Source organism: Pantoea allii (genome assembly GCF_046529425.1).
GTDB classification, from domain to species: Bacteria; Pseudomonadota; Gammaproteobacteria; order Enterobacterales; family Enterobacteriaceae; genus Pantoea; species Pantoea allii.
Genome location: NZ_CP125958.1, coordinates 2,204,004 through 2,217,754 on the forward strand (window position 1 = coordinate 2,204,004; position 13,751 = coordinate 2,217,754).

A 13,751-nucleotide genomic window follows, 5' to 3' on the forward strand; every position below is an offset into this window, starting at 1 on the left:
GTCTCAATCTTCGGTCAGTTCGCCACGCAGGTTTTGCTGCATTTTGGCACGGATTTGCTCGCTTGAGAGATCCTGACTTAACAGATAGTGAAGTTTTGTCAGGGCGGCTTCTACCGTCAGATCAAAGCCACTGATGACGCCCGCATGTTCCAGCGCATTTCCGGTTGCGTAGCCGCCCATATTGACCTTACCGGAGATACATTGGGTGAGGTTAACCACCACAATGCCGCGCTCGCTGGCCTGCTGTAGCTCAGACAGGAACTCGGCGTTCTGCGGGGCATTGCCTACGCCGTAAGAGCGCAAAATAAGGGCTTTAACCGGCTGGCGCAAAAAGTTACGCACGACATCCGCCGATATGCCGGGATAAATCGTCACCACGCCAATGGGCTGCGGCGTGATCGTATGTACGATGAGCTCGCCCTGACCTTGCGGCGCAGGCGGTGTGTTCAGACGGCGAATATGGATGCCGGCTTCCAGCAGGGCTGACAGATTGGGTGAGGCAAACGCATTAAATCCGTCGGCATGAGCTTTCGTCGTACGGTTACCGCGATAGAGGGTGTTATTAAAAAACAGCGTCACCTCGTTAACCGGATAGTTAGCGGCAACATACAGCGAGTTCAGTAGGTTTTGCTGACCATCTGAGCGCAATTCGGCTAACGGGATTTGCGAGCCGGTCACAATGACCGGTTTTGCCAGGTTTTCCAGCATAAATGACAATGCTGACGCGGTAAAAGCCATGGTATCTGTACCATGCAGAATTACAAAGCCATCATAGCGGTCGTAATTCAGCCGGATATCTTCGGCAATGGACTGCCAGTCCTGAGGCGTCATATCGGACGAATCGATCAGGGGCTGATATTCATGGATCGTGAAGTCAGGCATTTCCGGGCGATGGAATTCGGGCATTTTTGCCAGTTCTTGCTGTAGGTGACCTGAAACCGGAATATAACCTTGAGCAGAGCGTTGCATACCGATGGTACCGCCGGTATAGGCAACGTAGATGTTTTTCTTTTGCATAGGTGAACTCAGACTTGCTGTAAAACGCGCAGTATAAGGGCAACAGCAGGGAAAAGCAGCCCGACCAGCAGTCGGGCTGAGAGGTTTATCGCACTTCACCGCAGGTCAGGCAGAAGGCATAACGGTTTTGTGGATCGTTAAGATGGTCGAACAGGCCGGGCTGATTTCGCATGGCGCTCATGACATCGTACATCGGCGCGGGCAGCCAGGCTTTCAGCTGGCCAGGCAGCACGGCCTGAACAGAGGCGTTCATCTGGTTCAGCATCAAATCGACAAAGCCGGGATCTTCCTGATACCAGTCAAGCTGCGGTTGTGAAACCTTCGCCAGCTCGGCCGCTTTCTTCACCGCATCGTCAAAATCACCCAGTGCATCCACCAGTCCATTGGCTTTCGCGTCGCTTCCGGTCCATACATGACCCTGGGCGATGGCGTCGATTTGCTCCGGCGTTTTGTGACGTGAGGTCGCAACCAGCCCAACAAAATTGTGGTAGCCGTTTTCGATGGTCAACTGCATCAACTGCTGGACTTCAGGCGGCAGCGCTTTGGTGCTGGCGACATCCGCCAGCGGTGAGGTCGCGACGCCGTCCGTATGGACACCGATGCTGTCCAGGGTGTTTTCCAGCGTATTAATCACGCCGAAGATACCGATAGAACCGGTCAGGGTGACAGGACTGGCGATAATGTAGCTGGCTGGGGTAGAAATCCAGTAACCACCAGAAGCCGCCATCCCGCCCATGGAAACCACAATCGGTTTACCGGCAGCTTTCGCCGCGGCCAGTTCGGAACGGATAGCTTCCGAGGCCGTTACGCTACCGCCAGGGCTGTTGACCCGCAAAATGATCGCTTTGATCTTAGGGTCCAGTCGCGCATCACGAATCTGTGCCGCCGTGGTATCACCGCCTACATTGCCCGGCGTTTCATCGCCGTCCATGATGGCGCCGCTAGCCATAACAACGGCAATATTGCCTTTCTGTTGGCTGGCGTCCGGTTTAACGTTGTAGTCATAAATACTGACGCTGCGATAATCGCTGCTCTGTTTATCAAAACCAAAGGTCTTGATAAGCATCTGATCGGCATCAGCCCGTGAGCCCAGAACATCGACCAGTTTGTTATCCAGCGCATACTGACCGGTATCGCCTTTAACGGCCTGTAAGCCGGCAATGATGGCTGCCGCGCCAGGGAACAGCTGCTCAGGGGTGATCTGACGGTTAGCCGACACGGTATTAAGGTAATTCTGCCAGAGTTGTCCCACCCAACGGGTGTCCGCATCGCGCGCGGCAGGCGACATATCATCACGCAGGAAAGGCTCAACAGCAGACTTATAGGTGCCGACGCGGAAGACGTGTGAATTGACCTTCAGCTTGTCGAGCAGCGTTTTGTAGTACAACCCATTGGTGGCGAAACCATGCAGGTCAACGGTCCCCTGAGGTGACAGGTAGATTTTTGTCGCATAACTGGCAAGGTAGTACTGGGCCTGACTGTAACTGTCGCCGAAGGCGTAAATGGGTTTGCCGCTCTCACGAAATTCGCGCAGCGCTTTACCAACATACTGCAGCGACGGCTGATCGCCGCCGGCAAAGTCACGCAGATCTAACACCATGCCTTTAATATTGCTGTCGCCCTTTGCCTGACGAATCGCATCAACCACATCAAACAGGGAGTTTTCCTGTAGGCGGTCGCTGCTGGTGCCTAATAACTGGCGACCAATTTTACTCAGGCGATTGCTGACGGAAGGTTTATCGACCAGCACACCGGTCAGATCAACTTTTAAAGCGCCTTGTTGCACCGGGGCAGAATGACTGCCTGAGCCGCTGACCTGAAGCCAGATCCCGACACAGACGACAATCAAGAAAATCAGGAACAGGTTAAGGATACATTCCCTGATAAAGTTCAACACTCGCCAGATCCCGCGGAACAGACCAGCAATTATTCGCCACAATGTGCGCATCACACTCTCCATATTGATATACCGGAAATAGCCGCTTTGTAGGCCAGGTCTCCGTTGACGACCTCATCCTAAAGAGCGGCGCAACAAAAGTCAGCAGGAAATCACCCTGGACTGTTACAAAAAATCCACCTGTGCCAGGATTATGCGTGCTTTAACCCCTCAGGAGAAAAACATGGATGCACTTGAATTATTGGTTAATCGTCGTTCGGCCTCCCGCTTAGCGGAGCCAGCCCCCGGCGGTGAGGTGCTGGATAATATCCTGCGCGCCGCCATGCGCGCGCCCGATCACGGTACCTTGCAACCGTGGCGCTTTATCATAGTGGAAAACGAGGGCCGCGATCGCCTCAGCCAACTGCTTGAGAAGGCGGCGCGGGACAATCAACTGGATGAAAAGGCCATTAACAAAGCCAGCCAGGCCCCGTTTCGTGCGCCGATGATTATTACCGTTGTGGCCCACTGTGAGCTGAACCACAAGGTGCCTCGCTGGGAGCAAATCGCCTCGGCAAGCTGCGCGGTGATGGCCATGCAGATGGCGGCGGTCGCCCAGGGCTTTAATGGTATCTGGCGAAGTGGTCCCTGGACCGACGATCCCCAGGTACGCGACGCGTTCGGTTGCCGGGAACAGGACGCTATCGTGGGCTTCCTTTACCTGGGCACACCGCAGCTGAAATCCAGCACTACCGTGGTACATCCCGACACGGTGCCGTTCGTTCGTTATTTCTGATCGCTCCCAGACGAGAGATTGTGCGGTTATTGTGCGAATAGTTCAGCATTGAACCCGGCGCGCTTATCAGCCGCGCGCCGCCAGGCTACCATAGCGCTGCTTCATCTGGCAGCGCATACTCTTCTCCAGGCCTGTGCGTGTGATGCAACCGTTCAGCGGGCTAAGGGGCAGGCATCGTGCCGCTCAACCCTCCGCTGACCGGTTTGCGCTGTCACCCTTGTTGTTTGCTGACGTTAAGGATTACCCGATTTAATGCGTTTGTTTATTGCAGAGAAACCCAGCCTTGGACGGGCCATTGCCGACGTGCTGCCTAAACCGCACCGGCGTGGTGATGGCTTCATCGCCTGCGGCAATGATCAGATTGTCACCTGGTGCGTGGGGCATTTACTTGAGCAGGCGCAGCCTGATGTTTACGACAGCCGTTATGCGCGCTGGTCGCTGGCGGATCTGCCGATTATCCCTGAAAAATGGCGTCTGCAGCCGCGGCCTTCCGTTGCGAAACAACTTAAAGTGGTGGAAGGATTACTGGCGCAGGCCGATGAAGTGGTCCACGCAGGTGACCCCGATCGGGAAGGGCAGCTGTTAGTGGATGAAGTGCTGGATTATCTGCAACTCCCCGCAGAGAAACGCAGTAAAGTGCAGCGCTGCCTGATTAACGACCTGAACCCACAAGCGGTGGAACGGGCCATCAACCGGCTGCGTGAAAATCGCGAATTTATTCCACTCTGCGTGTCCGCCCTGGCGCGTGCACGTGCCGACTGGCTTTACGGTATCAATATGACGCGCGCCTGGACGTTGCTGGGCCGCAATGCGGGCTATGATGGTGTGCTGTCAGTGGGAAGGGTGCAAACGCCGGTGTTGGGGCTGGTGGTACGTCGGGACGAAGAGATCGCGAATTTTGTCCCCAAAGACTACTTTGAAGTCAAAGCGCACATTGTGACGCCGGATGAGAGTCGCTTTACCGCCAACTGGGTCCCCAGCGAAGCCTGTGAGCCCTGGCAGGATGAAGAAGGTCGGCTGCTGAAACGCTCGCTGGCGGAGCATGTGGTGGCACGCATCAGCGGTCAGCCAGCTATCGTTACCGCCTACAATGACAAGCGCGAGAACGAGATCGCGCCGCTCCCTTTTTCTCTCTCTACTCTGCAAATCGAGGCGGCTAAACGCTTTGGGCTGAGTGCGCAGGCGGTACTGGATGTGTGCCAGCGTTTGTATGAAACCCATAAGTTGATCACCTATCCGCGTTCTGACAGCCGTTATTTGCCCGACGAACATTTTGCCGGTCGCCACGCCGTACTCAATGCGATTCAGGCGCATCAACCTGACCTGACGCCACCAGCGGAGTTTGATGCAGACCGCAAAAACCGCTGTTGGGATGACAAAAAAGTGGATGCGCACCATGCCATCATTCCCACCGCTCGCGCCAGCGCCGTCAGGCTTAACGAAAACGAACAGCAGGTTTATGGTCTGGTCGCCCGGCAATATTTAATGCAGTTTTGCCCGGATGCGGTGTTCCGTAAATGCACCATCGATCTGGATATCGCGGGCGGTAAATTTGTTGCCAAAGCCCGTTTTCTGGCTGAGGCAGGATGGCGAGCGCTGCTCGGCAGTAAAGAGCGTGATGAAGAAAATGATGGCACGCCGTTGCCTGTCGTCGCGAAAGACGATGCGCTGCTGTGCGAGCGCGGTGAGGTACTGGCGAAGCAGACTCAGCCGCCGCGCCATTTTACGGATGCAACCTTGTTGTCGGCCATGACCGGCATTGCGCGCTTCGTTCAGGATAAAGAATTAAAGAAAGTGCTGCGTGCGACCGATGGTTTAGGAACGGAAGCCACGCGCGCAGGCATTATTGAGTTATTGTTCCGCCGTTCATTTTTACACAAGAAAGGACGCTATATTCATTCGACTGATGCAGGCAAAGCATTGATCCATTCATTACCGGATCTCGCTGCCCGGCCGGATATGACGGCTCAATGGGAATCGACCCTGACGCGTATCAGTGAAAAAGCCTGTCGTTACGATGAGTTTATGCAGCCGCTGGTACAAACGCTGAGCGGGTTAATTCAGCAGGCGCGGCAGCAGCCGTCGGGACAGGCGTTTCGTGGTTTACCATCTACCGGACAAAAACGTCCGCAGCGTAAAGCAAGGCGTAAAACTAAGGAAACCGAATAATGAAATCAGCATGGCTCCTCCTGGCTGTGATGGCTGTTTGCAACCCGGCACAGGCTAACTATCGTCACCAACAGGGTGATGCAGGCGGTAGCGATACCGATGTGATCGTTAATATGCCAGCGGAAGCCTGGACGCAGGGACAAAACCGCCAGCAGAATTGTCTGCAGTGCTGTATTTTTGAAAACCGTAACTATACGGAAGGCGCGGTAGTGAAGTCAGAAGGGGTGCTGCTGCAGTGCGCGCGCGATGAGAAATCGCTGGGTACCAACAATTTGATTTGGAAAATTGTGAAATAAAAACGCGTGGCTTTTTACCACGCGTCAGGGCCGTATCAGAAACGGAAGGTTGACCAGACCGGGGCATGGTCGGACGGTTTTTCCATGCCGCGGATGTCATAATCAATCCCGGTTTCAATGCAGTGCGACGCCAGACCGGTGCTCGCCAGCAGCAGATCGATGCGCAGGCCGCGATTATCATCAAAGCCTTTTGAGCGATAGTCGAACCAGGAAAAACGGTCGTTAACGTCCGGGTTCTGTGCGCGCCATGTATCGACCAGGCCCCAACTGAGCAGGCGATCCATCCATTCACGTTCCTCTGGCAGGAAAGAGCACTTACCGGTGCGTAACCAACGCTTGCGGCTGTCTTCACCGATACCGATATCAAGGTCGGTACTGCTGATATTCATATCACCCATGATCAGTACCGGCTTATCGGCGGCCAGGCTGTCACTCAGATAGCTTTGCAAATCGCGATAAAACTTCTCTTTCGCCGGAAATTTCGTCGGATGGTCACGGCTCTCGCCCTGGGGGAAATAGCCGTTTATTACGGTGATATCACCGATCGGGCTGGGGATCTCGGCCATGATCAATCGACGCTGCGCATCATCGTCATCGCCCGGAAACCCACGGCGCACGGACACCGGCTGAACTTTGGTCAGCAGCGCCACGCCGTAATGGCCTTTCTGACCATGGTAAAACACGTTATAGCCCAGCTTTGCCACGTCTTCTAACGGAAACATATCGTCATGAACTTTGGTTTCCTGCAGTCCGATGACGTCCGGCTGATGTTTTTCGACCAGCGCTTCAAGTTGATGGGGGCGAGCCCGCAAGCCGTTAATGTTAAATGAAATAAATTTCATGGGATGACCTTCAGCGAATGATAAGCAGGATGGTAGCGATTTTTGCAGTAAAAGTCATGGCAGAGCAGGGCAATTTCAACGAGTGGTAGACAGGCTGTATCAGGGGGGCTTGATGTCAGAATTATTCGGCGCGTTGCGCCTCACCCTGCGGGCCGCGCTGACGCGCGTTGTCTCGCGATGCTCGACTCGAACCTTGATCGAAGGTTCTCATCCTTCTCCCCGAAGAAGATAATGATAAAGGTCTTGATTTGGGAGGGAGTGCAATATACGAGATGGTGGTGGGAGAAGGATTATTCGGCGCGTTGCGCCTCACCCTGCGGGTCACGCTTGCGCGCGTTGTCTCGCGCTGCTCGACTCGAACCTTGATCGAAGGTTCTCATCCCTCTCCCCGAAGAAGATAATGATAAAGGTCTTGATTTGGGAGGGAGTGCAATATACGAGATGGTGGTGGGAGAAGGATTCGAACCTTCGAAGTCTGTGACGGCAGATTTACAGTCTGCTCCCTTTGGCCGCTCGGGAATCCCACCGGGGATGATATGTGTGTTCAGGCAGCAGATTCAGATGGTGGTGGGAGAAGGATTCGAACCTTCGAAGTCTGTGACGGCAGATTTACAGTCTGCTCCCTTTGGCCGCTCGGGAATCCCACCAGGGACTGAATTGTTGTGCTCTGAAGCGGGGCGCATCATACCAAATGCGCCAGGACTGTAAAGCGCCGACTGGCAAATGGTGAACCGTTTGTCCACTTTTTGCCCGTAGCGCTGGAATGTCAGCCAATCCAGCGCCGTGGCGGTTAAAGAATAATCGTGCGGTTACCGTAAACAAACACGCGCTGACCTAATACTTTATCTAACGCGCGGCTCAGGACATTTTTTTCGACGTCGCGTCCGGCACGCATCATTTCTTCTGCCGTATAGCTGTGATCGACGTTGATGACGTCCTGCATGATGATCGGGCCTTCATCAAGATTGTCGTTCACATAGTGCGCTGTTGCCCCAATGATTTTAACGCCACGCTCGTAAGCCTGGTGATAAGGCCGCGCGCCGATAAAAGCCGGCAGGAATGAGTGGTGAATGTTAATGATCTGATTGGGATAGCGCTGCACAAAACCCGGCGTCAGCACGCGCATGTACTTGGCAAGCACCACATAATCTGGCTGATAACGGTCAATTTCTTCTGCCATACGGTTGTCATGCTCTTCACGTGACAAACCTTCATGGCTGACCAGGACAAACGGAATATCGAAACGCTCCACCAGCGAACGCAGCGTATCGTGATTACCGATGACGGCGGCAATTTCCATATCCAGACCGCCAAATGCACTCTTCATCAGCAGGTCGCCAAGGCAGTGCGCTTCTTTAGTGATCAAAATAACCACACGGCGACGACCTGCGCTGTGCAGTTCACGTACGGAACCTTGTGGAAGGGCACTGTCGAGATCGGCCAGCAGGGTCGTATCGTTAAAAATCCCTTCCAGCTCTGTGCGCATAAAAAAACGCCCGGTGCGATGGTCAACAAACTCATTGTTTTGCACGATATTCAGTTCGTGCTTGTAACAAATATTGGTGATTTTGGCGATCAGACCTTTTGCATCGGGACAAATGGTTCGTAAAACTTTTCTTTGCATGGTTTGCGCTTGCATCTCAATCAGAGTCCTGTCAAAGCATTAAGGGTAAAACCGTTACGCAGGCAACTGCCTTAGCCGCAACATTTCTTGTATTTTTTATCGGCGCCACAAGGACAGCGATCGTTACGCCCAATAGCGGGCGTTATTCCGTCTACATAGTACCAGCGTTGATCCTCGCGAAGAAAGCGTGAACGCTCGTACATCGCCCGATTAACCCCGTTTTCACGATAACGGGCGAAAAAAGTCACAAAGGCTTCATCCTGATTACGCCCCGGCTCACAGTGCGTGACGTTCAGACTCAGCCATTCAGTACCAGCAAAACTTTCAGACAACAGCCCGGCAAGCGCGGGATCGCACCTGGTGGGATGCCAGGTCGACACTAAATAGTCGACGTCGTGTTTAACGTAAGCGCAGTAGCGAGAGCGCATAAGTTGTTCAGCTGATAAGGGAATTTCTGTTCCTTTAACAAAGGGCTGACAACATAGGCTATACTGCTTGCCGCTACAACATGGGCAAGATTCGGACACATATTCTCCTGTGAGTAACAGTGGGTGTTGATGATATCGTTTACTTTATCCGACCCACGCTTGTGACGCTATGTATTGACGCCAGGACCCGAGCAAGATGAGAAAACAAAAGATTGGATTGGCTCTGGGTTCCGGTGCCGCCAAAGGATGGGCGCATATTGGCGTCATCGACGCGCTGGAAAGCGCAGGCATAGAAATTGATGTCGTCGCAGGCTGTTCCATTGGTGCCCTCGTCGGCGCGGCTTATGTCAATCATCGGCTGCCGCACATGAAAAAATGGGTCAGCGCCTTCAGCTACTGGGATGTCATCCGCTTAATGGATCTTTCCTGGCAGCGCGGTGGACTTCTGCGCGGTGAGCGGGTGTTTAATCATGTCCGTCAGCTCATTACCAACAATGCGCTTGAGGCATGTGACAAGCCTTTTGGCGTGGTGGCGACCAACTTAAGCACGGGACGTGAATTATGGCTCACCGAGGGAGAATTGCATCAGGCCGTGCGCGCTTCCTGTAGTATGCCAGGCTTATTGCCACCGGTCGGCTACAATGGTTATTGGCTGGTAGATGGTGCCGTGGTGAATCCGGTACCGGTTTCACTGACTCGGGCACTGGGAGCCGATGTGGTTATTGCCGTGGATCTTCAGCACGATGCGCACCTCATGCAACCCAACTCAATGGTGCTGACGCCCCAAAGTACTGAGGAACATGCCGCAGCGGTTGCGCTCAATCTCGACTGGCGCGGAAAGTTGCGCCAGAGACTGGTCAGTTTTACCCAGCGACGGGCATCACAAATGCCGGGTGCAATGGAGATCATGGCCACTTCAATCCAGGTTTTGGAAAATCGCCTGAAGCGAAACCGGATGGCAGGCGATCCGCCCGACGTGCTCATCCAGCCGTTTTGTCCACAAATATCCACGTTGGACTTTCATCGTGCTGAAGAAGCTATTGCGGCGGGGAAGGTTGCCGTTGAGAAACAAATGGATGAATTATTACCGCTGGTCCGTAGAAGATAATCTGGTTGTTCACGCACAGATGTTACTTCGGTCTATTCTGAAAGGCGCAACTGCGTTTTATGAACCACTATTGAATTATCGGGTACGCAGGGGGATGGAATGGAAAAACCACTGATCGGCAAAAAGATACTCATTGTCGAAGATGAGGCCGTTTTCCGTTCGCTATTAAACCAATTTCTGTCGTCCATGGGTGCTGTCACGGTTGAAGCAGAAGATGGCCTGCAGGCTATTGAGCAACTTAAGCAGCATTCTGTGGAGCTGGTCATTTGTGATCTGGAGATGCCTGTCATGAGCGGCATCGAATTCGTCGAGCATGTCCGTAGCCGTGGGAACAGCGTGCCGATTCTGATCATTTCGGCCACGGAAAATATGTCCGATATCGCGCAGGTGTTGCGTCTTGGCGTGCAGGATGTGTTGCTCAAGCCGTTAAAAAATTTCGAGCGCTTCCGCGAGGCTGTCTACGAATGCCTTTATCCCTCCATGTTTACATCGAAGGTTGAGGAAGACGAACAGCTGTTTCAGGACTGGGATGCGCTGGTTCGCGATCCGTCAGCGGCAGCAAAACTCCTTAAAGAGCTTCAGCCACCTGTCCAGCAACGTATTGCTAACTGCCGAATTAATTATCGCCAACTGACAATGGCCGAGCAGCCCGGTCTGGTGCTGGATATTGCCGCGCTTTCTGATAAAGACCTCGCCTTTTATTGTCTTGATGTCACCCGCGCCGGCGACAACGGCGTTTTGGCCGCTTTGCTCCTGCGCGCATTGTTTAATGGATTACTGCAAGAGCAGTTATCAGGACAAAAGCAGCGTTTACCGGAGCTGAGCAGTTTGCTCAGGCAGGTTAATTTACTGCTGCGCCAGGCTAACTTAACCGGCCAGTTCCCGTTGCTGGTGGGATATTACCATCGCGGATTAAAAAATTTGGTGCTGGTTTCTGCGGGATTAAATGCCACTTTGCATGTTCAGGCCCATCAAATACAACTCAGTAACGGTGTACCTCTTGGCACTATGGGCAGTACACATACTAACCAAATTAGTCAGCGTGCGGATGACTGGCAATGCCATATTTGGGGGGCCGGAGGCCGCATACGACTGATGTTATCGTCTGATCAGTAAACCCTGATGATTGTTTTATTATCGCCCGCAAGACAGGGCCAGAAGTTAGCTTTACACTTGGGTAATAGTCTTAAATTCTCCGGATAGATGTCTTCCAGGATAAATCCGTTCGCGAGTAACTGATATACTCATTTCCGAATTTAAACCGACATATCAAGCATTAAAACTTGAACGGCCTATAAGAGAGGTATTTTGATGTCTGCCTATAAGACCAAAGTTAAGAAAGCGGTAATTCCGGTAGCTGGTTTGGGTACGCGTATGCTTCCTGCTACCAAAGCGATTCCAAAAGAAATGTTACCGCTGGTTGATAAGCCGTTAATTCAGTATGTCGTTAACGAGTGTATTGCTGCGGGTATTAATGAGATCGTACTGGTTACTCACTCATCTAAAAACGCCATTGAGAACCACTTCGACACCAGTTTCGAACTGGAATCTATGCTTGAAAAACGTGTTAAGCGTCAGCTGCTGGACGAAATTCAGTCTATCTGTCCTCCGCACGTGACCATCATGCAGGTACGTCAGGGTATCGCTAAAGGTCTGGGCCACGCCGTTATGTGTGCGCATCCATTGATCGGTGATGAGCCTGTTGCCGTTATTCTGCCGGATGTCATCATCGACGAATACGAATCTAACCCAACCAAAGATAACCTGGCAGAAATGCTCAGCCGTTATGAAGAATCCGGCCGCAGCCAGATCATGGTTGAGCCAGTCAGCGATGTGACGGCTTACGGTGTGGTGGACTGTCAGGGTGCAGAACTGAATCCTGGCGACAGCGCACCGATGGTGGGCGTGGTTGAGAAGCCTAAAGCGTCTGAGGCCCCATCTAACCTCGCGGTTGTTGGTCGTTACGTTCTGTCTGCTGACATCTGGCCTCTGCTGGCGAAAACGCCTCCAGGTGCGGGTGGCGAAGTTCAGCTCACCGACTCTATCGCCATGCTGATGGACAAAGAAACCGTCGAAGCTTATCACCTGAAAGGGGTAAGTCACGACTGTGGTAACAAACTGGGCTACATGCAGGCTTTCGTTGAATATGGTGTTCGCCATCCGGTGTTGGGCAAAGAGTTCACAGAATGGCTCAACAAAACCGTTAGCGATAAAAAGTAATTTTAAACACAGGATAGCTCAATGAAAGTCACTGTATTTGGTATCGGCTATGTCGGTCTGGTTCAGGCTGCGGTGTTGGCCGAAGTCGGACATGACGTTCTCTGCATTGATGTGGATGAAAAGAAGGTCGAAAACCTTAAACAAGGCAAGATCCCCATTTTTGAACCGGGTCTGACGCCGCTGGTAATGTCGAATTACGAATCGGGTCGTCTGAAGTTCAGCACTGATGCTGCACTGGGCGTGAATCATGGCGTGATGCAGTTTATCGCCGTGGGTACACCGCCTGACGAAGATGGCTCGGCCGACCTGAAATATGTTACTGCGGTGGCGCGTACCATTGCTCAGCATATGACCGATCACAAAGTCGTCATTGATAAGTCAACGGTGCCAGTGGGAACCGCTGACCGCGTCCGTGCCGTCATGACAGAAACCCTGAAGGCGCGTGATGCCAACATCAGCTTTGATGTGGTGTCCAACCCAGAGTTTCTGAAAGAAGGTGCGGCAGTTAATGACTGCATGCGCCCGGAGCGTATCGTCGTAGGGACGGACAATGACGATGTTGTGGAGCTGTTGCGTGAGCTGTACGAGCCATTCAACCGTAACCACGATCGCATGATCCTGATGGATATTCGCAGTGCAGAACTGACTAAGTACGCGGCTAACTGCATGCTGGCGACCAAAATCAGCTTTATGAACGAAATTTCCAATCTCGCAGAACGCTTAGGCGCGGATATCGAAAAAGTGCGCCAGGGGATTGGGTCTGACTCACGCATCGGCTATCACTTTATCTATCCAGGCTGCGGCTATGGCGGTTCCTGCTTCCCGAAAGACGTTCAGGCGCTTATTCGTACGGCTGAATCCATTGGCTACACGCCGCGCCTGTTGAAGGCGGTGGAAGACGTCAACGACAGTCAGAAGACCAAGCTGCCGACCTTTATCAAACGCCACTTTGGTGACGATCTTAAGGGTAAAACGTTTGCCCTGTGGGGTTTGTCATTTAAACCTAACACCGATGATATGCGTGAAGCATCAAGCCGCGTGTTAATGGAAACCTTATGGGAAGCTGGCGCATCCGTTCAGGCCTTCGATCCCGAAGCCATGGATGAAGCGCAACGCATCTATGGTCATCGCGATGATTTGAAGCTGATGGGTACCAAAGAGGCGGCATTGCACGGTGCAGACGGCCTGGTGATTTGTACGGAATGGCAGAACTTCCGTGCACCTGACTTTGACGTTATTAAGAATGCACTCAAAGAACCCGTGATTTTTGATGGGCGTAACCTGTATGATCCAGAGCGTATCAGCAAACGCGGCTTCGTTTATTATGCAATCGGCCGCGGAGCATCTATCCAGGCTGTGTGATTAACGAGGGATT

The 13,751-nt window shown here is 52.9% G+C and carries 12 protein-coding genes, 2 tRNA genes and 2 other RNA genes; 7 read left to right on the plus strand and 9 right to left on the minus strand.

Annotation, left to right across the window (positions count from 1 at the left end):
• Positions 1 to 3: 3 nt before the first annotated feature.
• Complete coding sequence (gene ansA / locus QNH99_RS10425; RefSeq protein WP_063879813.1) at positions 4 to 1,017, minus strand: asparaginase; 1,014 nt, start codon at positions 1,015 to 1,017, stop codon at positions 4 to 6.
• A gap of 85 nt (positions 1,018 to 1,102) precedes the next feature.
• Positions 1,103 to 2,965, minus strand: a complete 1,863-nt coding sequence (sppA, locus tag QNH99_RS10430) for a signal peptide peptidase SppA (protein ID WP_109716437.1) — start codon at positions 2,963 to 2,965, stop codon at positions 1,103 to 1,105.
• Positions 2,966 to 3,137: 172 nt separating this feature from the next.
• Between sppA and QNH99_RS10435 the strand changes: the two genes are divergently transcribed.
• From QNH99_RS10435 to QNH99_RS10445, 3 genes are all read left to right on the plus strand, one after another.
• Positions 3,138 to 3,689 (plus strand): NAD(P)H nitroreductase, encoded by a 552-nt coding sequence (locus tag QNH99_RS10435; protein WP_241567508.1) that lies wholly within the window; start codon positions 3,138 to 3,140, stop codon positions 3,687 to 3,689.
• 252 nt (positions 3,690 to 3,941) lie between these two features.
• Positions 3,942 to 5,858 carry a DNA topoisomerase III gene (locus QNH99_RS10440; RefSeq protein WP_410517644.1) on the plus strand — a complete coding sequence of 639 codons (1,917 nt, stop codon included), beginning with the start codon at positions 3,942 to 3,944 and terminating at the stop codon, positions 5,856 to 5,858.
• A complete protein-coding gene (locus QNH99_RS10445; RefSeq protein WP_063879809.1) occupies positions 5,858 to 6,154 on the plus strand; it encodes a YnjH family protein in 297 nt (98 codons plus the stop codon). Before QNH99_RS10440 ends, QNH99_RS10445 begins: the two co-directional genes overlap by 1 nt.
• A gap of 35 nt (positions 6,155 to 6,189) precedes the next feature.
• On the opposite strand, the gene xthA is transcribed toward QNH99_RS10445, so the two are convergent.
• The 7 genes from xthA to QNH99_RS10480 form a co-directional block, all read right to left on the minus strand.
• Positions 6,190 to 6,996 carry an exodeoxyribonuclease III gene (gene xthA, locus QNH99_RS10450; protein WP_063879808.1) on the minus strand — a complete coding sequence of 269 codons (807 nt, stop codon included), beginning with the start codon at positions 6,994 to 6,996 and terminating at the stop codon, positions 6,190 to 6,192.
• Between the two features lie 102 nt (positions 6,997 to 7,098).
• A non-coding RNA gene (locus QNH99_RS10455) (RtT sRNA) lies at positions 7,099 to 7,226 on the minus strand.
• Between the two features lie 43 nt (positions 7,227 to 7,269).
• Positions 7,270 to 7,397: non-coding RNA, RtT sRNA (locus tag QNH99_RS10460), on the minus strand.
• A 41-nt stretch (positions 7,398 to 7,438) separates the two neighbouring features.
• Positions 7,439 to 7,523, minus strand: a tRNA-Tyr gene (locus QNH99_RS10465).
• Between the two features lie 35 nt (positions 7,524 to 7,558).
• Positions 7,559 to 7,643 (minus strand) — tRNA-Tyr (locus QNH99_RS10470).
• Between the two features lie 143 nt (positions 7,644 to 7,786).
• Complete coding sequence (purU, locus tag QNH99_RS10475; protein ID WP_063879807.1) at positions 7,787 to 8,635, minus strand: formyltetrahydrofolate deformylase; 849 nt, start codon at positions 8,633 to 8,635, stop codon at positions 7,787 to 7,789.
• 56 nt (positions 8,636 to 8,691) lie between these two features.
• On the minus strand, positions 8,692 to 9,147 hold the full coding sequence (locus QNH99_RS10480) for a YchJ family protein (RefSeq protein WP_096010513.1): 456 nt from the start codon (positions 9,145 to 9,147) through the stop codon (positions 8,692 to 8,694).
• Between the two features lie 97 nt (positions 9,148 to 9,244).
• Here QNH99_RS10480 and rssA point away from each other — a divergent pair, with 97 nt between their 5' ends.
• From rssA to QNH99_RS10500, 4 genes are all read left to right on the plus strand, one after another.
• Positions 9,245 to 10,156, plus strand: coding sequence for a patatin-like phospholipase RssA (gene rssA / locus QNH99_RS10485; RefSeq protein ID WP_063879805.1), 912 nt, complete (start codon positions 9,245 to 9,247; stop codon positions 10,154 to 10,156).
• Between the two features lie 99 nt (positions 10,157 to 10,255).
• Positions 10,256 to 11,272, plus strand: coding sequence for a two-component system response regulator RssB (gene rssB, locus QNH99_RS10490; protein WP_063879804.1), 1,017 nt, complete (start codon positions 10,256 to 10,258; stop codon positions 11,270 to 11,272).
• 195 nt (positions 11,273 to 11,467) lie between these two features.
• Entirely contained in the window at positions 11,468 to 12,376 is a 909-nt protein-coding gene (gene galU, locus QNH99_RS10495; RefSeq protein WP_063879803.1) for a UTP--glucose-1-phosphate uridylyltransferase GalU, read from the plus strand.
• Between the two features lie 21 nt (positions 12,377 to 12,397).
• Positions 12,398 to 13,738 (plus strand): UDP-glucose dehydrogenase family protein, encoded by a 1,341-nt coding sequence (locus QNH99_RS10500; RefSeq protein WP_096010514.1) that lies wholly within the window; start codon positions 12,398 to 12,400, stop codon positions 13,736 to 13,738.
• Positions 13,739 to 13,751: the final 13 nt, after the last annotated feature.